The organism is Paramaledivibacter caminithermalis DSM 15212 (genome assembly GCF_900142245.1).
GTDB lineage: Bacteria > Bacillota > Clostridia > Peptostreptococcales > Caminicellaceae > Paramaledivibacter > Paramaledivibacter caminithermalis.
This window is the reverse complement of the sequence record NZ_FRAG01000045.1, coordinates 1-19,426: the sequence shown is the minus strand read 5'-3', so window position 1 is coordinate 19,426 and position 19,426 is coordinate 1. Positions and strand designations below refer to the sequence as shown.

Below are 19,426 nucleotides of genomic sequence, written 5' to 3'. Positions count from 1 at the left end.
TTAGGGAGAGTATAAAAAATAAATATCAAATGAATGTCAAATTTTTATGTGTATTTTCACATATTTCTTAGAAATTATAATATTCATTGTTTTCTTCCTTAAAAAAGATTGGGATTTTTTCTTCAGGCTCAACTTTTTTGATATACCGTAACTCATAATCCTCTAATAAATCAAAGAATTTATTAGATAGTATTAAAACAGCAAATATATTTATAAAAGTGGGAAGCCCTGCCAATATATCTGAATAAGCCCAAAGAAGTTTTCCAGGTACTCCATTGATACTAACATATAAAGTCATCAAAAATCCTGGGAGTGGATAAATATATTTCATTATTTTTATTAAAGGCAATACATTCACCCTTGACCTTTTATGTATAAATCTAAATATAGTTTCATAATAGGAATACCACCCTATTGATGTAGTTAATCCAAATAAAAATATTATTATAGGGATAATTACCTTTGCACCATCTCCTATCCCCATAGAAAAAGCTTTTATAACTGCTTCATCTCCAGGGCTTAGATTCCCTGAAACCATGGCTATTACAATAACAATTCCCGTTGTACAGCATATAATGATTGTATCAAAAAAAACTTCTATAGCACCCCAAAAACCTATTTTTATTGGATGGTCTGTATTTGCTTTTGCATGGATCATAGGGGTTGTTCCCCATCCAGCTTCATTAGAATATACAGCTCTAGATACTCCTTGTCTTACTGCTTCTGCTATTCCTTTTCCTGCTACACCTCCAAATAGAGCATTTATATTAAAAGCATCTAAAAGAATTAACTTAATAGATGGAAAAAATAAATGAATATTTCTTAAAATTACCAATATCCCTGATCCTATGTAAATTAAAGATATAATAGGAATCATAATCTTAAATATTTTACTGACTGCTTTTATCCCCTTATATATTGAATAATATAAGATTACTGCATATATGAAAGCAATACATACCACATCTATGTTAAAATTTCTTGAGATGGCAACAGAGGCATGATAATTTTGTGTTGTTATAAATAAAGTAGACATAATGCCAATACAAAAAATAGCAATGGGCAAATGCATGCTTGAAAAATTCATACAAACACCTATACCCTTTTCAATATAATGCATAGGACCACTTTCAAAACTTCCATCTTCGTTTTCATCTCTATAATAAACTGCAAGGGTTACCTCCGCCATCTTTATGATCATGCCTATCATTCCCGTTACAATCATCCAAAATAAAGCACCAGCCCCACCAAGTAAAATAGCAGTTGTAACTCCTGCTATGTTTCCAACCCCTAAAGTAGTAGCGATTACAGTAAAAAACGTCTCTAATGTAGTAAGACCATTTGCATTATCATTTCTTTTAGCATGATCACTTTTTATATGCTTACTGCTACCAAGTGTACTTTTACAAATATGCTTAAAATATTTGATTTGAAAATATTTACATGTTAATGTATAATAAATACCAGTAGAAAGAATAGTTACGATTAGCGGCCAATCCCACAAAAAGTCTGCAATGAAATTTATAATCAGTTCCATTTATAGCCTCCACGGAAATAATTTTTTAAATTTTCTTTATTTATATTCCATTATATCAAAAATACATTTTAAAAGTAGGAGGTTTTAAGATGAAAACATTATTAATTAACGGGAAAATAGCATCTCTTAACTCTAAAAATGCATTTTATGAAGCTATAGGTGTAAATGGAAACAAAATTGATTTTTTAGGCTCTAATGCAGATGCAAAAAAAATTATATCCCATTATGATGAAGTAATTTCCCTTGAAGGTAAGCTTGTGCTTCCAGGATTTAATGATAGTCATATGCACCTTTTAAACTATGGATATACTCTTAAAAAAATGGATTTAACAAAAATTTATTCTATCGAAAATATGATAGAAGAAGCAAAAAAATTTATTAAAGCTCATTCAATTACAAATGAAAAATGGTTACTGGGTCGGGGATGGAATCAAGATAAACTTTTAGAAAATAGATTTCCTAAAAGAGCTGATTTAGATAAAATCTCAAAAGATATTCCTATTCTATTTACACGTACCTGTGGACATATAAGTGTATGTAATACAGCTGCACTTAATATGGTTGGAATCAATGGTTTAGATAAAAATGATCCTAATATAAATATTGAAGAGGGAATCTTTCAAGAAGATGCACTAAACATTTTATATAAAGCTGTACCATCACCCTCTGTAGAAGATATAAAGGAAATGATTTTAACTACATGTGATCATCTTATTAAAAACGGTATAACTTCAGTTCAAACAGATGACCTATATAGTATGCCTGATCAAGATTATAAAAAAGTTATTGCTGCATACAAAGAGCTTAATGAAGAAAAAAAATTACCTGTTCGCATTTATGAGCAATGCTTATTTTTTGACAAACCATCCTTTGAAGAATTTGTAAAATTAGGATATAAAACAGGTATGGGAGATGAATTCTTTAAAATTGGGCCTCTTAAACTACTTTTAGATGGTTCTTTAGGTGCTCGAACAGCTTTACTTCGAGAAGATTATAGCGACTGCCCTGGAAATATAGGAATTGCATGTTTTAAGCAAGAAGAACTTAATGAGTTATTTGATTATTCTCAAAAACATGGTTTCCAAGTTGCTGCTCATGCTATAGGAGATAAAGCTATGGATATGTTTATAACTTCTATAAAAGAATCTTCCTCCTATGATAAAAATAAAGACAATAGACATGGCATTGTCCATGCCCAAATAACCAATTCAGAGATCATCCATTCAATGAAAGATTTGAGTTTAATTGCTTATGTACAGCCCATTTTTTTAGATTATGATCTACACATTGTTCGTGATAGAGTTGGAAAGAGAGCTAATGAATCTTATGCCTTTAAAACTATGTATGATTTAGGAATTAAAGTTTGTGGAGGCTCTGACGCTCCTGTTACCCATTTTAATCCCTTTGAAAATATTTATTCAGCTGTAGTAAGGAAAGATTTAAATAACATGCCTAGCACGCCATATCTTCCAGAAGAAAGGCTATCCGTAACAGAAGCACTAAAAATATTTACTATAAACGGAGCCTATAGTTCTTTTGAAGAAAACATAAAAGGCTCTTTAGAAATTGGTAAACTTGCTGATTTAGTTGTTTTAAGCGAAGATCTCTTTGCTATTCCTAAGGAAGAAATCAAAAATGTTTATATAGAAATGACAATGATCGATGGGAAAATTGTATATAAAAAATAGATATGATACAGCATGACAACATGAATAATATTATACAAGAAATTATGACAAAAATCATTAAAAATAACAATAAAAATATGGTGCTTACAATTCCATTTCTTATGTGATAAACTATTTATGTCCTTCATTGGATTTCCTCCTTTGCTTTTTAGTCGGTTGGTCAGACCTGACTTTATTATATAGTAAAGGAGGTATTTTTTTATGCTCATAGCTAGAGTTTTTTGGAACTACTTGTTTTAGGGGATGGTATTCTATATACAATAAAAAGATTGCTGAGTTTGTACAATGCTAAGCAACCTATATAAAAAGAAACTTAATTTAATTATATATGTACTTTCCATGAGATGAAAAATCTAAAGCTATTTTCAAAAATAAGTAATTTGGGAAACCTTTTAAAAATATTCATTCAACGTGTAAAATCTAATACTCAATGTCTATTTTTAAATATTTCATTAATCATTCTTTCAATATTCGATAATTTTTTTATTATTATTACTATTGGGGAAACAATTAAAATGATAATTACTGCATAAAAAGAAAAGATTAGAATTGCACTAGGTAGTATATCATAAAACCAAACACGTTCACTCATATCGATAATTTCTACCTTGGACAAGCACATTTATTATAGAATGAATGGGTTCCAGCTTTAGACTTCACATCACCATAAGCTTCAGCAACTGTACCACCTATGCCTTTATCGAAATGAGTTTCCCAAACGTCAAATCCTGGCAAACTATCATATTCCCGCCAAGCATTAATAATTTCTTTTTTGCTAGAAGATATAAGTCTTTTTTTAGCTCCATTTTCATCGCATAGCCAAGTTTCATCCCATGTATAATTTATTGTAATTTTATGAGTACCGACTGCAATCTTCTTATTTGATGAGTATTTAATACCGTAAAGCTTAATTTTGTTTGATCTTGAGCCTATTTTTTTAAATGTCTTTTCTATGGGAATCCACCTAACGCTAGCTCTAGTTTCCGACTCCTTTGTTTTAATATCAACAACTTCTTCACTAAGTATTTCTATTTTATCTTCTATTACTTCTGTCACAATTCCATCAAATTCAAATTTGCTATACCAGTCTTCTTTAATGGCATTATCTTCGGCTGCAAAGGTGTTCAATGAAAAGGACAAACACATAGCTAATGCCAGCATAAGAATAGCAGTAAATCCTTTCATATTTATAACTCCTAAATAGTTTTTTTATATTATTTGATTTTAAAATACTAAAATCAAATAAATTTAATGATTTTACTTCACTCCGATTTTTCTATGTTATCCACATATTACATACCCCCTTCTATTTTAGATACTATTTTAATATTATTTTTATTTTGATTATTGCTTGAAATTAGTCATCCAAATTAACAATTTGCATCATATATGTTAATATTTTACTATAAAAATAATACATATTATATAAAAATATACAATTATAATACAAGTTTAATATATCTGAAAATTCAACTATTTTTTAAAAAGAAGCAATTATGAGAAGGGGGCGTAAGACTGTGTGGGAATTCATGAAAAAATCAAGCAGGTAAATAAACTGTAAAGGAAGCACATAGAATAAAGGCTATGGTTTATGTTATGCTTATAGCGTTTATGATTCTTACGTTACTTGAAAGAATTTTAATAGAAAGCCTTAAAAGCAAAGAAGATAGAATAATAGTATCTGGGAAACGAAAAACTTTTATACCTACTAGAGTTTCCATATTGGAAATAATAGATTATAGTAATTAAAAAATATATAATTAGTTAGAAGTCATGTGAAACATTCCTATGTATTTTATTGAAAAAGCTTATCTGAAGTCATATAATTAAATCATGAGTTTAATACAAATTAAAGTACGAAACGAGAAGGCGTATTTTGAAAGTAAAAATATAATAGCAGAAAATAATATAGCTTCGGAGGGAGATTACATAGATGAGCAGTAAGTTATCACTAGCAAAATTAGAGAGTAAATTATTTAAGGCAGCAGATGTACTAAGAGGTAAGATGGAAGCAAGTGAATATAAGGAATATATATTTGGTATGCTTTTTTTAAAAAGATTATCAGACCAGTTTGCAGAGAAACAAAGTGAATTAAGAAAGAAGTATAAAAAAGCAGGATGGGATGAGGAAAAAATTCAGAGGCAATTAGAAAATCCTGCAAGATATAGTGATTCTTTTTATGTACCTAAAGAAGCTAGATGGAACTATGTGGAAGATGGTGAAAATAAAGGGATTAATCATGTGAAAAAAGATGTTGCCGATGAATTAAATGCAGCTTTGTCAGCTATAGAAGAAGCAAATATTAATAAATTAGAAGGAGTTTTAAAAGGTATAGACTTTACTAGAAAAGTAGGAAAAACAGCGATGAAAGATTCCACATTGGTTGAGTTCATAAATGTATTTAATGATATACCAATGAAGAATGAAGATTTTGAAGCTCCAGACTTATTAGGAGCAGCCTATGAGTATCTTATTAAATATTTTGCTAGTTCAGCAGGAAAAAAAGGTGGAGAATTTTATACACCATCAGAAATAGTATCTTGCTTGGTAAAAATAATAAAGCCACAAGAGGGGCAAGAAATATATGACCCTACATGTGGTTCTGGCGGTATGCTAATTCAAAGTAAGCAGTATATTGAAGAAAATGGTGGAGACTCAAGAGATATATTTTTATACGGTCAAGAGCTTGCAGGTTCTACATGGTCTATGTGTAAGATGAACATGATACTTCATGATATTGTTAAGTTTGATATAGCAAACGAAGATACCCTTACCCATCCACAGTTTTTTGATAGTAATGGAGAGTTAAAGAAATTCGATAGAGTTATTGCCAATCCACCTTTCTCACAAAATTACTCTAAAAAAGAAATGGAGTATAAGGAAAGATTTGAATTTGGCTTTACACCAGAAAATGGTAAAAAGGCAGACCTTATGTTCTTGCAACATATGGTGGCATCACTTAAAGAAAATGGTAAAATGGCTTGTATACTTCCCCATGGTGTGTTATTTAGAAGTGGAGAAGAAAGAGATATCAGAGAAGGACTTATTACAAAAGACGGTAGATGTTTAATTGAAGCTATTATAGGGCTGCCATCAGGGCTATTTTATGGTACAGGGATACCAGCATGTATAATTGTTATAAACATGGAAGGGGCAAAGAATAGGAAAGAAATATTGTTTATCAATGCTGATAAAGATTATAAAGAAGGAAAAAATCAAAACATATTAAGACCACAGGATATTCAAAAGATTGTTCATACCTATGAAAATAAAGCAGAGATTTCTAAATATTCAAAACTTGTGGCGATAGAGGATATAAGAAAGGAAGACTTTAATCTAAACATTAGAAGATATGTAGATAATTCAGATGATGCCGAGAAAAATGATGTGACAGCACATATTTATGGTGGGGTTCCTAAAGAAGAAGTTTTAAGTAATATAGATTTATGTAAAAAGCAAGGCTTTGATATCCTTAAACTGTTTAAAGAAAGAAGCGAAAAATACCTTGAATTTATAGATAAGATAAATAAGAAGGAAGATATAAAGGATTTTATTGAAAATGATGAAGGGGTAGTAACTAAAAGAGCTGATACAAATGAAGAATTAGTAAGCTGGTGGGAGAATGCTAGAATAAAGATATCTAGCCTTGATAATGTAAAGGATGTAATAAAGGTTAAAAATGAACTTATGAAGTCCTTTACAGATACATTTATTACCTATGAATCCCTTGACATAAATCAATTAGAAGGAGTATTTGTTTCTCATTATGATGAAATAAAAGATGATTTAAAAGCCATAGCAGCATCAGGTTGGATTTCAAATCTTTTAACAATGGGTGAACTAATTGATATAAAACTTAGTAGTCTTAAAGAAAAAGTTAAAAATAAAGAAATTAGTGGACTTACACCATCAAGATATGAAAAAATATATGAACTCATAAAAGATGAGAGAGAAGGGATATTAGATAAATTATTAGATGATAAGAAAATAAAAGAGTCAGAGTATAATGTATTAAATCTTTTACTTATGGGAGCATCCAATAAAGTTACAGATGAAGAAGTAGAAGAAACTGTATTAGATAGATTCTATAGAAGATTAAATGAAATCATGAATTCCTTCCTACAAGATGAACTTCAAAATATTATAAAAATAGTAGAAAATCTTTGGGATAATTATAAGGTATCCCTTAATAGTATACTGGAAGAGCGAGAAAAGATAAGAAATGAACTAAATGACTTTTTAAAAGAACTTGGATATGATGAAGTGTAGGATGGGGGTGATGGTGTGGAAGAAATAAGAGAAATACCTGAAGGATGGGAAATAGATAGTATTAGTAAATTATGCGATATAGTAGATTATAGGGGGAAGACTCCAGAAAAAGTGGATATGGGAATATTTTTAGTGACTGCTAAAAATATTAGGAACGGAAAAATAGATTATAATATTTCTAAAGAGTATGTTAAAACTGAAAAATATGAAGAAATTATGTCTAGAGGATTGCCTAAGATTGGAGATGTTCTAATTACTACAGAAGCACCTTTAGGAGAAGTTGCTAGTATTGATAATGAGTCAATTGCATTAGCCCAAAGGATAATTAAGCTTAGGGGAAAAAGAGAGAAGTTAGAAAATAAGTATTTAAAATATTATATGTTAAGTAAAGAATTTCAAAAAGAAATTAAGAATGATGCTACAGGTTCTACAGTAGAGGGAATAAAAGGCAGTAGATTGAAAAAGAAAATGATAAAATTCCCAAAATCAAAAAAAGAACAATTAGTTATTTCTAATATCTTAGATAAATTAGACCAAAACATAGAAAAAACGGAACAAACAATAGAAAAATATAAAAAGATAAAAAGTGGTCTTATGGATGACCTTCTTACAGGAAAGATAAGATTTAAGGATGGTAAATGGATAAAGGAAACGGAATTTAAGGAAGTACAAGGGATTGGAAGGATACCGAAGGATTGGGAAGTAAATAAGTTAGAGAAGATATCAAAATTTATTAAAGATGGAACACATGGAACTCATAAAGATGTTGAAAAGGGTATACCACTATTAAGTGCTAAAGATATATATAATGGAAAAGTTAATATTCCTGATGATTGTAGAAGAATATCACATGAAGACTATAATTCAATTCATAGGAAATATGAATTAAAAGAAGGTGATATATTACTTACTATAGTGGGTACAATTGGGAGAACTGCAATAATTACTGATAATAGTAATACATATACCTTTCAAAGAAGTGTTGGAATTATAAGAATGGTGAAAGATTATTATAGTAAATACATTTTTTATTATATTAGTTCTTCTAGGTATCAAAATCAGTTAGAATTAATGGTTAATGCTTCCGCACAAGGAGGTATATATTTAGGGTCTTTAGCAAATACAATATTATGTTTGCCAAAACAACATGAACAAATAGAAATAGTTAATGTTTTATCAAAACAAGACCAACTTATAGAAAAAGAGCAACAATACCTAGAAAAACTCAAAAAACTAAAAGCTGGTCTTATGGAAGATTTATTAACAGGGAAAGTAAGAGTAAAAATAGATGAATAAGGTAAGTACAGGGGGATAGGTTTATGAGTGAATACTTACTAGTTGAAAAACCATTTCTAGACCAGCTTAAAGATTTAGGTTGGACAATTATAAACCATGGAGAGAATTATATACCACAAGACCCAAAAGTTAGTCTTCGTGATAATTTTAGAGAAATAGTTATAAAAAAAGAATTTAAAAAGTGGGTTAAGAAGATAAATAAAACAGATACTGGTATAGAATGGCTTACAGATAAACAGCTTGATGAATTATATAACATGATTACAAAGGTTAGTTGTAAAGGTTTGCTTGAAACTAATAAAGCAATTACAGAGCTATTGATAGAGACAAAACCAAGGGTAGACAGAAATGAAGTCACTGGTAAGGAAAACCCTGCTGTGAAACTTATTGACTTTGAGAATCCTGAAAACAATCACTTCCTCGCTATCAACCAATTTAGAGTAGATACAGTAGGAACAGCTAAAAAATTCATAATACCTGATATAGTACTATTTGTAAATGGTATACCAATAGTAGTTGTTGAATGTAAAGTACCTTCTTCTTTTGCATCTGACGCTATGGAAGAAGGTATAAGACAATTATTAAGATACCAAAATAGAAGATTAAATACAGAAGGTAAGAGAGAAAAAGAAGGAGAAGAAGCACTTTTTTATTATAATCAGTTTATGATATCAACCTATGGAGATGAGGCAAGGGTAGGAACTATTTCATCTGACTATGAGCATTATTTAGAGTGGAAGAGCATTTATCCTAAAAAGTTTGAGGAATTTAATGCTCCATTAGGAAAAAAGCGTTCTCAAGAGATATTAATCCAGGGAATGCTTAATAAAGAAAATTTATTAAAAATAGTAAAACATTTTACCATTTTTAAGCCAGTAAGTGAAAAAAAAGAAATAAAAATAGTTTGCAGATATCAGCAGTTTAGAGCAGTACAAAAGATAATAGACAAACTTTTAAATGGAGATAATTATTTGGCTAGAAGTGGTGTTATATGGCATACTCAAGGGTCAGGGAAAAGTCTTACTATGATCTTCTTAGTAAGGCAAATGCGTTTTATGGATAAACTAAAGGATTATAAGATTATTATGGTAAATGACAGAACAGACCTTGAACAGCAGTTGGGGGAAACAGCTAAACTTACAGGGGAAACTGTCCATTATGTAGAAAGGGCAAATCAATTAAAAACTAAACTATCAGGAAACAGTTCAGACCTTACTCTTGTTATGATGCATAAATTTAGCGATAAGGTGAAAGAGAAAAGGATAGCTGATAGCCTTATTGAAGCTGGAATAATTGAAGAGGATATGCTTCCAGAAATTGAAGAACTTGGTGTAGTAAATGATTCTGAAAGAATTATTATTTTAATAGACGAATCCCATAGAACACAAAATAATCCCTTTGGGCTGGCTGGGAACTTGTTTAAGGCATTTCCTAATTCTACAAAAATAGCCTTTACAGGAACACCACTTATTACAGACAGGCATAAAAAGAAAACCACTGATATTTTTGGAGATTACATAGATAAATATAGAGCTAAAGATTCGGTAAAGGATGGAGCAACACTACAAATATTGTATGTAGGAAGAAAAGACAAGATTAAGTTGGTAAAAGAAGCCCAGTTTGACTTTGAGTTTAGCGAATTATTTAAGAATAAATCTGAAAAAGAAATACAAGAAATAAATAAACGTTATGGTACTTATAGAGATTTTCTTGAAAGTGATGACCATATAAAGACGGTATCAAAGGACATCATTGACCATTATGCTTGGGAAATATTGATAAATGGATTTAAAGCACAGGTGGTATGTATATCAAAAATTGCTACAGTTAAGTATAAGAGATTCATAGATGAAGCCATTGAAGAAAAGATTGTAGAGCTTGAAAATGGTTATATGAAGGATAATGAGTTAATCAAGAAATTAAAGTTTCTAAAAACAGCAATAGTTATTTCAGATGATGGCAATGACCCTGCTGATATGGCAAGGCTATCAAAGGAATCAAAAAAATTAAATGCTGTAAGTAATTTCAAAAAAGAATATGATTATGAAAAACCTGAAACAGGAATTGGTATTTTGATAGTATGTAGCCGACTTCTTACTGGATTTGATGCACCTATAGAGCAGGTTATGTATTTAGATAAGATTATGAAAGAACATACTCTTTTCCAAGCAATAACTAGAGTTAATAGAACCTATAAAAATAAATACAAGGGGTATATTGTTGATTATGTAGGCATATCAGGACAGCTTGCAGAAACTCTACGCATTTATAGTGGTGATGATGAAGGTCAAGATGGTTTTAGAGCCATAGATGATATTAATACAGAAAAACCAATACTTAGAGATAGGTATAATAGACTTATCAATTTATTTTTAAATAAAGGTGTTACGGAAATAAAGGACTATGTTTTATATAATATAAAAGACCCAATGAAGCAGTATGAAGTATTAGAAAAATGTATTGAAGTTTGCGAAAATGTTCAAACAAGAGCAAGATTTGAAGTATATTATAAAAGATATCTTTCTAGCCTTGATATACTCATTAATTTAGATATTGATGAAAAATATAGACTTGCTATGAGAGCCTTTGGACACATACAAGCAAGAATAAGACATAGATTTAAAGATGACAGCCTTAATCTAGCTGGAGTTTCAGAAAAAGTAAAGGAACTTATCAATAAGCATGTTGAGAGTGAAGGAATTAGCAATAAAATACCACCGTTAGAACTATTTGACGTTGATTTTAAAGAAAATCTAGACAAACATAAGAACTCAAAGGCAAAGGCAAGTGAAATGGAACATGCCATGAGAAAAGAGATTAACCTAAAAAGGGATACTGACCCAGCGTTATACGATAGCTTCCTAGAAAAGCTAAAAGAAATACTTAAAAGATATTCAGAGGATATGGAAGCAAGATTTAAGGCTATGGAGCAGTTGTATGAAGAAATGAAAAAAGGCAGAAAGGGAATAGATTATAATAATGGTCTTGACCCAGAAAAAGAAGCACCTTTTTATGATTTACTCATAAACAAAGTATTTAAAGATATAAGTATTGTAGATAATGAAGAACATTTAAAGAGTATTACTTGTGAAATAGTAAGACTTATTTCAAGAGAGATAAGAAGAACTAATTTCTGGGGTACTCCTGCTGAAATAGAAACATTAAAGAGTAATATAGGTGAAATATTACTTTTCTCCAATATAGAAAAACTAGAGGACAATGAAGCCCTTATTGCAAGCGAGTTTGTAAACCTTGCTAAAAGCAGACATGATATATTAGTAAGTTAAATAAGGATGTTGGTATATGGAAAAATATAAAGATATTGAATACGAACTCATAAGAAGAAAAAGAAAGACCTCAAGCTTAATCGTTGAACGGGATGGAAAGGTAAAGCTGATAGTTTCAGAAGATTTAAGTACACAAAGGATTGAGGAACTATTAGAAGGTAAAAGATATTGGATTCATAGTAAAAGAGCACAGTGGGAAGATTTGAATGCCAGTAGGGTCAATAGACAGTTTAGAAGTGGTCAAGGATTTTTATATCTTGGCTCATCCTACAGGCTTGAAGTAACAGAAAAGACGGATAAAGATTTAAAGTTGTATAGGGGAAGATTTTATTTAAGGAAGTCAAAACTTAATGAAGCTGATGAACTATTTAAATCCTTTTACAAGGAAAAGGGATTAAAAAAGATACAGGAAAGAATAGAGATTTATAAAAGACAAATGGGTGTGAATCCTAAAAATATTAGAATCATGGAGCTTAAAAATAGGTGGGCATCTTGCTCAGACGAAGGAAATTTAAATTTTCATTGGAAATGTGTTCTTGCTCCAATTACCATTATTGATTATATTGTAGTCCATGAACTAGCTCATCTTATTTATAAGGACCATAGTGATGAATTTTGGAATACAGTAGATAAAGTGATGCCAGACTATCTAAAAAGAAAACAATGGCTTAGAGATAAAGGGGCTAGTTTGGATATTTGAGGATTGAATTTGTAGTATAATAGATAGGGGAATATTTATGAACTCATAGGATGATAGTATTCTTAATAAATTCAATGGATTAAATATACTAATAAAATATGTTGGGAAAAAATATAAGAAATAATTAAATGCTAGAAAAAAGGAGGAACAATATGGGAAAAGAGATATGTGAACGATGTGGTAAATTGAATTATAGTTATGACATGGTTAGATTAATCGATGATGATGGAAAAGAAGAAGATATGTGCAATGATTGCTTTAATAAAGAAATGGCTCTTAATATGGGAATAGATGATTTCAATGATTATGACAGGGAATACCAAGCTTGTGATGCAGATGGGACTATGCATACATTTCGGATTAGAAAACAGATAGCAGGTATAGGTATTATATGGGAAGCAAATGAAATACAAGATGAAGAAATGAAAGGATATAAATTTCAAGTATTAGCAAAATTTGATGAAGACCAGAAATGGGCATTACAAAGATTGTATTATAAAATTAGAAAGGAACTTTCAAATAAATATATTAAAAGCATAAATGGTAAAATCTATAGTATTAAAGACGGTACTATCAGAGGGAGAATTGAGTTGATGGACAAAGATGACAGTAGATTTCCCCATTTGGTTATAGACGGAAAAACCTATACTTGGGAACAGTTGGGAGATATGCTTATAGGTTATGATGAATTTGATTTTAAACTTAAATTGTTTGATCAAATTTATGAAAAGTAAAAAAACTTGACGAAACCCCCGTAGGTGTATGCAAGAGAGAACTTGTAGACAGCCGCACGGGGGTTTTTGCTTTTATTATGATTCTAACTAATTAAAGAAGCTTCTTAGTTTTATTTGAAGTAATATAACATTAATTCTTAGCTTAGAAACATTTCAATATCATCTTCAACAGTACCAATGCCACCTATTCCAAAGGTATCAACCAATACCTTTGCTACATTAGGAGATAAAAATGCGGGTAGCGTCGGTCCAAGATGAATATTTTTAACACCTAGATATAATAATGCCAATAATACTATTACTGCTTTTTGCTCATACCATGCAATATTATAAGCTATTGGAAGCTCATTTACATCTTCAAGCTCAAATACTTCTTTTAACTTAAGAGCAATTACAGCAAGTGAATATGAATCATTACATTGACCTGCATCAAGAATCCTTGGAATACCACCAATATCTCCTAAGTTTAGTTTATTATATCTATATTTTGCACAACCAGCTGTTAGTATAACAGTATCTTTTGGAAGTTTTTCAGCAAATTCTCTGTAGTAATCCCTTGATTTCATTCTACCATCACAGCCTGCCATTACGAAGAATTTCTTAATAGCACCTGATTTAACTGCATCTACTACTTTATCAGCTAATGCAAATACTTGTGCATGGGCAAAACCACCAACAATTTTTCCAGTCTCTATTTCAGTAGGAGCAGGTAAAGTTTTTGCTAATTCAATTATTTCACTAAAATCTTTCTTTCCATCTACAGCTTCAATATGCTTACATCCTGGGTAACCTGCTGCGCCAGTTGTAAATATTCTATTAACAACTTCGCCTTTAGGAGGAACGATACAATTCGTTGTCATTAGAATAGGTCCATTAAAGGATTCAAACTCTTCATTTTGCTTCCACCAAGCATTACCATAATTTCCTATGAAATGAGGATATTTTTTAAATGCTGGATAGTAGTGAGCTGGTAACATTTCGCAGTGAGTATAAACATCTACTCCAGTATTTTCAGTTTGAATTAAAAGTTCTTCTAAGTCATGTAAATCATGACCAGAAATTAAAATCGCAGGTCTATCATTTACTCCAATATTTACTTCAGTTATTTCTGGATTTCCATACTTTGAAGTATTTGCTTTATCTAGTAGTGCCATGGTATCAACGCCATATTTTCCTGTTTCAAGGGTTAATGCAACTAGATCATCAATGCTTAAAGTATCATCTAAAAGTGCAGCTAGAGCCTTATGCATAAAATCAAATATTTCTTTACTCTTTTCTCCTAAATTATACGCATGATGTGCATAGGCTGCAAGTCCTTTGACGCCATAGGTTATTAATTCTCTAAGGGAGCGTATATCTTCATTTTCAGTAGCTAATACTCCGACCTTTTCATTTTTTCCCTTAGCTTTTATTTCTTCTACAGTATTCCCTGTCCACACTAATACATCTAAGGTTTCATCAAATGAAACATCTTTAGAGATTAGCATTTCTTTAATATCATTTCTTATCTTTAGAGCTTCTTTTATTCTTTCTACAAATCTTGAATCATCAAAGTTGGCATTTGTAATTGTCATAAATAAACTATCCATAACAAAATCATCTGCATATCTTATTTCTACACCAGCAGCCTTACCTTTTTCGATTAAATAGGATATTCCCTTAAGGGTATAAATCAAAGTGTCTTGTAGACCAGCTGTTTCTGGTTTTTTACCACAAACACCTACCCTTGAACATCCCTTTCCTCCTGCTGCTTCTTGACATTGAAAACAAAACATATTTTCCATTATTGATCCCTTCCTTTCTTTAATTTATAAATATTTAGCAATTAAAATATTTAACTTAAGTTTTAATTACTCAAGTATTTCTCCATCGGGAGATATAACAATAACTCTCCAAGGTATCATCTTTCCACTATTGATTAGAGCTTGCTTTACTGCATTTTCTATTCCACCACAACAGGGAACACTCATCCTTAGTACATCGATGCTTTTAATGTCGTTATTTTTAATGATTTCAGTCAATTTCTCTGAATAATCTACACTATCTAGCTTTGGACAACCAATTAAAGTGATTTTATTTTTCATAAATTTGCTATGAACATTTGCATTTGCAAAGGCCGTACAGTCAGCAGCGATTAATAATCTAGCACTATTAAAATAAGGAGCATTTACTGGTACAAGCTTAATTTGACATGGCCATTGTCTTAGTTCAGATTGGACTTCATTGACATCATGCTTTCTTTCAACTACATTATTTCTTTTAAGTTCCTTTGCATTTGTTGAAGGACAACCACAAGCTAATGTATCACTTTTTTTAGTATTCATTTCTTCACCCTTTCTATCACTATCAAATTCCTTAACTTCTTTTTCAACTATTTTTAGTGCTCCTGTTGGACATTTTGGCAAGCACATTCCTAAACCATCGCAATATGATTCTGATACTAATTTTGCTTTTCCATCTATCAATTTTAATGCTCCTTGATGACAAGCATTTACACAAAGACCACAACCAACACATTTTTTTTCATCTATTGAAATTATATTTCTTTTCATCTTATAACCTCCCATTAATAAATTTGACTTTCTATAATTAGAATAATATAATCTAAGAAATAGTTCGGTTGCATATGCAACATAAGGAGGATTTTTTTTGAAAAAAATATTTAAAGTTAATTGTCCCCTTTTTCAAGGAATAGAGCAAAAGGAAATAGAGTCTGTGCTACAATGTCTTAATGCTATTAAAAAAAGCTATTCTAAGGGAGATTATATTTGGCATGCTGGTGATAAAACTGATTATTTTGGAATTGTTGTCAAAGGGCAGGTTAACATCATAAATGAAGATATACTTGGTAATAGAATTGTTATTGCAAATATTGGAAAACATCAAATGTTTGGAGAAGCATTTTCTATCGCTAATGTAGATGCTTACCCTGTATCGGCTCAGGCAGCAATTGATAGTGTTGTTATTTTGTTAAAAAGCGAAAAGCTAACTTCAACTTGTAAAAATGCATGTGCTTTTCATAAAATACTCATTGATAATATGCTTAGGTTAATTGCGAGGAAAAATATTAAGCTAAACAATAGAATCAATTGCATTACAAAAAAAACTACCAAGGAAAAATTGCTTTTTTACTTGGTAAGTGAAATGCAAATAAATAATCAATATGAAGTTATTATACCATTTAATAGAGAAGAACTTGCAGATTATTTGGGGGTAAATCGTAGCGCTTTATCTAGAGAACTTTCATCACTCAAAAAAGAGGGTATAATTTCATTTAATAAGAATAATTTTAAGTTGTTAGACATTGAAAAACTAAAGGATATTTATAGTTTTTAAATAAAATTTGATAAAAAACTACATGATGAGGGGATGTTTCCTTTAGCAGAGGTTACATTAATATAAAAAAAATGTCATTCTAATAGTTCTATGATACTCTATAGATATACTATGATAAAATTATACTTAAAGGGTTAGAAAACAATGTGACAAATGAAGCACGAAGCCGCTATCGATGCGGAAGGATAAGCAAAAGTAGAGTGCTTTCGCCCCCCCTAAAAATATTAATTTAAGATTATTGAATTACTGAAGTTTTGCAATTTTTGCTAAAATCATTGATTTTTAAGCTATTTATCATAAGATATAAAACTTAGCATTTTCAATCGTTCTATAGGAAAGTGCAAAACTATAGTGAATTAGACATTAAAAAAAATCAGATTCCTATGACAAACGAAAAGTCCCTGTGACATGTTTGTAAATTTTAACTAGCACAACGAGTTAAATTAATAAAATCTGTCCTCCTTAAGTGTAAAGTATAAAAACGCCCTAAGTCTTTAATTACCTGACTTTAGAGCGTTAATTTTTTAAATCTGAATGCTAAAATTGTCCACATTTTCATTTGAAGGAGTAAGGAAACTATAATATAAATAAAGTTTTAAGGTTGTTTATCTTTAATAGTTCCTTTGTTATAAAATTCTTCCAGTTTTAAATTTAATTTACTCTTTACAATATATACAAATTCATTATCTTTTAATATATCTTGCTTTGGAAAATAAGATATAGATAATACAGTATGATTTTTTTCGTCGAACAGAGTAATTTCATAATCAGAGCCTTTGGGAGTTTCACCAAAATCTTTTAATGCAACTTTTTTTTCATATTCAATAGAATTAATCCAATTAATAATATCATCTATATCTTTTTCATCTAATATTTCACTAGTGATTATTTCAGGACCTTTTACGAAATTAATTTTTTGTATGTTTGAAATATCTTTTTCAGTTAATATACCAGTAAATATAGTAACTTCTTTTTTAGAATTTAAAATAAAATAAGGTACTCCTAATAACAAAAGTATGATTATTATATAAATAATGTTTTTACTTGTCATTTAATAACTCCTTCTAATAGATATAAACCAAATAATCATAGTACGTTGAATTATTTGCCACATAAACGTCATTACTTCCCCAACCATCATTAACTATAATGTAGTCATCACCAAAATCATCTTCATAGTATGCATGAGCAATAATCCAATGGTCACCAAAATCTGGATGTGACACAGTACCAACTAATACTGGTTTATCTTGTTTTATTTTTTGTTTAATAGAACTGAAATTATAAGTTCTTCTGCTCACATCATAATCATTGCCTAATCCTCTATCATTTAAATAATCTTCTATACCACTTTTTATTTCTGTACTTACAGTACCTTTATCTGGAATATATCTATTATTAACTAAATGATTTGTTAATGCATTTGCACTTTCTAAGCTGGTTTTTACAAAAGATTCATCATAATAATCATCAAAATACATTAGTAAAATAGCTGTACCATCAACACCACAATAATGACTAGTTCCCCATGTTCTTAAGGAGCCTTTTAGTTCCTCATAAGTTTCTGTAGGTTTTTTTGGTTTAATAAGATTTTTTTCATTCTCAAATTTTTCTAATTTATCAATAGGTTTTTTAGAATAAACTAATTTTATGTTATTCAAATCAATTTGTTTATTATCATAAATTGTTGTTATTTTTCCATCTTTCTTATTATAATACTCTAATGGACCATTATAAATACATTTATCATAAACACCTGTAGTAAATGGATTTGATTTGCTTAAACTAAATTCTGGAATAGATAGATCATTTGTATTAATTATAATATAGCCATCTGCATCTTTATTTTTTAAAGAAAAAACCACAGCTTCAATATTATTTTCCAAATTATATAACGGAATGGGGTCAGATAAATCCTCTGAATAATTAAATTTACTTAAAAAATATTCTCCATATTTCTTTTCAATTAAAAAATTTTCATTGTTATTAAATTGTTCTTCCTTCTTAACTAATTCTTCTTTAGATTCAATTATTTTTTCTTCTGCAAAAGCCCACATACTAGAACTCATCATCATACATATACATAATAACTCTACAACTAGCTTTTTTATTTTGTTCATTTCTTATCTCTCCTTTTATAATTTATTTATAAACCCATTACTTCTAAAGTGTAACATAATTTAAAATAAATGTAAATTATTTAATGACAAAGGGACGTTTCGGTTGACACGTTAAAAATAATGGTATAAAATTAAAATGGTGATGAAAATGGCAAGAAAAAGAAGAGAAAGAAGTAAAACAGGGATATATCATATTATGTTAAGAGGCATAGATGGACGAAATATGTTCATAGATAATGAAGATAGAGAAAAATTCATAGAGGCTTTATTCAATGCAAAAGAAAAAGGACAGTTTTTATTATATGGATATTGCTTAATGGATAATCATGTTCATTTATTAATTAAAGAGGGGGAAGAAGTAGGAGCCAGTATAAAAAGGATGACAGTAAGCTATGTGCAGTGGCATAATAATAAATATGGAAGGACAGGGCACTTGTTTCAAAATAGATTTAAAAGCG

General features: G+C 29.9%; 15 protein-coding genes. 9 read left to right on the top strand and 6 right to left on the bottom strand.

All coding sequences use genetic code 11. The features are described from left to right. Positions 1 to 67: 67 nt before the first annotated feature. The gene (locus BUB36_RS14205; RefSeq protein ID WP_073151667.1) at positions 68 to 1,537 is read right to left on the bottom strand and encodes an alanine/glycine:cation symporter family protein; all 1,470 of its coding nucleotides are present in this window, start codon (positions 1,535 to 1,537) and stop codon (positions 68 to 70) included. Between the two features lie 89 nt (positions 1,538 to 1,626). On the opposite strand from BUB36_RS14205, the gene BUB36_RS14200 reads away from it, so the two are divergent. Continuing rightward, positions 1,627 to 3,225: an amidohydrolase gene (locus BUB36_RS14200; RefSeq protein ID WP_073151664.1), complete on the top strand. Its 1,599-nt coding sequence runs from the start codon at positions 1,627 to 1,629 to the stop codon at positions 3,223 to 3,225. Between the two features lie 603 nt (positions 3,226 to 3,828). Here BUB36_RS14200 and BUB36_RS14195 read toward each other — a convergent pair. Continuing rightward, positions 3,829 to 4,410 carry a hypothetical protein gene (locus BUB36_RS14195; protein ID WP_073151661.1) on the bottom strand — a complete coding sequence of 194 codons (582 nt, stop codon included), beginning with the start codon at positions 4,408 to 4,410 and terminating at the stop codon, positions 3,829 to 3,831. Between the two features lie 411 nt (positions 4,411 to 4,821). On the opposite strand from BUB36_RS14195, the gene BUB36_RS19760 reads away from it, so the two are divergent. From BUB36_RS19760 to BUB36_RS14170, 6 genes are all read left to right on the top strand, one after another. Next, on the top strand, positions 4,822 to 4,974 hold the full coding sequence (locus tag BUB36_RS19760; RefSeq protein WP_165613092.1) for a hypothetical protein: 153 nt from the start codon (positions 4,822 to 4,824) through the stop codon (positions 4,972 to 4,974). 184 nt (positions 4,975 to 5,158) lie between these two features. After that, on the top strand, positions 5,159 to 7,495 hold the full coding sequence (locus BUB36_RS14190; protein WP_073151658.1) for a type I restriction-modification system subunit M: 2,337 nt from the start codon (positions 5,159 to 5,161) through the stop codon (positions 7,493 to 7,495). A 15-nt stretch (positions 7,496 to 7,510) separates the two neighbouring features. Continuing rightward, positions 7,511 to 8,791 (top strand): restriction endonuclease subunit S, encoded by a 1,281-nt coding sequence (locus BUB36_RS14185; protein ID WP_073151655.1) that lies wholly within the window; start codon positions 7,511 to 7,513, stop codon positions 8,789 to 8,791. A 23-nt stretch (positions 8,792 to 8,814) separates the two neighbouring features. After that, a complete protein-coding gene (locus BUB36_RS14180) occupies positions 8,815 to 12,078 on the top strand; it encodes a type I restriction endonuclease subunit R (RefSeq protein WP_073151652.1) in 3,264 nt (1,087 codons plus the stop codon). Positions 12,079 to 12,094: 16 nt separating this feature from the next. Then, positions 12,095 to 12,778 (top strand): M48 family metallopeptidase, encoded by a 684-nt coding sequence (locus tag BUB36_RS14175; protein ID WP_073151649.1) that lies wholly within the window; start codon positions 12,095 to 12,097, stop codon positions 12,776 to 12,778. Positions 12,779 to 12,930: 152 nt separating this feature from the next. Continuing rightward, positions 12,931 to 13,512, top strand: coding sequence for a DUF7686 domain-containing protein (locus tag BUB36_RS14170; RefSeq protein WP_073151647.1), 582 nt, complete (start codon positions 12,931 to 12,933; stop codon positions 13,510 to 13,512). A 137-nt stretch (positions 13,513 to 13,649) separates the two neighbouring features. Here the strand turns inward: BUB36_RS14170 and hcp are convergent, their stop codons facing one another. Both hcp and BUB36_RS14160 read right to left on the bottom strand, forming a co-directional pair. Continuing rightward, positions 13,650 to 15,296 carry a hydroxylamine reductase gene (hcp, locus tag BUB36_RS14165; protein ID WP_073151644.1) on the bottom strand — a complete coding sequence of 549 codons (1,647 nt, stop codon included), beginning with the start codon at positions 15,294 to 15,296 and terminating at the stop codon, positions 13,650 to 13,652. A gap of 66 nt (positions 15,297 to 15,362) precedes the next feature. Next, the gene (locus BUB36_RS14160) at positions 15,363 to 16,064 is read right to left on the bottom strand and encodes a 4Fe-4S binding protein (protein WP_073151641.1); all 702 of its coding nucleotides are present in this window, start codon (positions 16,062 to 16,064) and stop codon (positions 15,363 to 15,365) included. A 97-nt stretch (positions 16,065 to 16,161) separates the two neighbouring features. Between BUB36_RS14160 and BUB36_RS14155 the strand changes: the two genes are divergently transcribed. After that, a complete protein-coding gene (locus tag BUB36_RS14155; protein ID WP_073151638.1) occupies positions 16,162 to 16,848 on the top strand; it encodes a Crp/Fnr family transcriptional regulator in 687 nt (228 codons plus the stop codon). Between the two features lie 595 nt (positions 16,849 to 17,443). On the opposite strand, the gene BUB36_RS14150 is transcribed toward BUB36_RS14155, so the two are convergent. Both BUB36_RS14150 and BUB36_RS14145 read right to left on the bottom strand, forming a co-directional pair. Next, the gene (locus tag BUB36_RS14150; protein WP_073151635.1) at positions 17,444 to 17,899 is read right to left on the bottom strand and encodes a hypothetical protein; all 456 of its coding nucleotides are present in this window, start codon (positions 17,897 to 17,899) and stop codon (positions 17,444 to 17,446) included. Positions 17,900 to 17,912: 13 nt separating this feature from the next. Beyond that, a complete protein-coding gene (locus tag BUB36_RS14145; RefSeq protein WP_073151632.1) occupies positions 17,913 to 18,968 on the bottom strand; it encodes a hypothetical protein in 1,056 nt (351 codons plus the stop codon). A 148-nt stretch (positions 18,969 to 19,116) separates the two neighbouring features. On the opposite strand from BUB36_RS14145, the gene BUB36_RS14140 reads away from it, so the two are divergent. After that, a partial coding sequence (locus BUB36_RS14140; RefSeq protein WP_207550826.1) for a transposase occupies positions 19,117 to 19,426 on the top strand: 310 nt, incomplete at its 3' end.

Coding starts and splice junctions, on each gene's coding strand:
- BUB36_RS14145 (WP_073151632.1), bottom strand. CDS start 18,968: ATGAACAAAATAAAAAAGCTAGTTGTAGAGTTATTATGTATATGTATG.
- BUB36_RS14200 (WP_073151664.1), top strand. CDS start 1,627: ATGAAAACATTATTAATTAACGGGAAAATAGCATCTCTTAACTCTAAA.
- BUB36_RS19760 (WP_165613092.1), top strand. CDS start 4,822: ATGCTTATAGCGTTTATGATTCTTACGTTACTTGAAAGAATTTTAATA.
- BUB36_RS14160 (WP_073151641.1), bottom strand. CDS start 16,064: ATGAAAAGAAATATAATTTCAATAGATGAAAAAAAATGTGTTGGTTGT.
- BUB36_RS14180 (WP_073151652.1), top strand. CDS start 8,815: ATGAGTGAATACTTACTAGTTGAAAAACCATTTCTAGACCAGCTTAAA.
- BUB36_RS14205 (WP_073151667.1), bottom strand. CDS start 1,537: ATGGAACTGATTATAAATTTCATTGCAGACTTTTTGTGGGATTGGCCG.
- BUB36_RS14195 (WP_073151661.1), bottom strand. CDS start 4,410: ATGAAAGGATTTACTGCTATTCTTATGCTGGCATTAGCTATGTGTTTG.
- hcp (WP_073151644.1), bottom strand. CDS start 15,296: ATGGAAAATATGTTTTGTTTTCAATGTCAAGAAGCAGCAGGAGGAAAG.
- BUB36_RS14170 (WP_073151647.1), top strand. CDS start 12,931: ATGGGAAAAGAGATATGTGAACGATGTGGTAAATTGAATTATAGTTAT.
- BUB36_RS14190 (WP_073151658.1), top strand. CDS start 5,159: ATGAGCAGTAAGTTATCACTAGCAAAATTAGAGAGTAAATTATTTAAG.
- BUB36_RS14150 (WP_073151635.1), bottom strand. CDS start 17,899: ATGACAAGTAAAAACATTATTTATATAATAATCATACTTTTGTTATTA.
- BUB36_RS14175 (WP_073151649.1), top strand. CDS start 12,095: ATGGAAAAATATAAAGATATTGAATACGAACTCATAAGAAGAAAAAGA.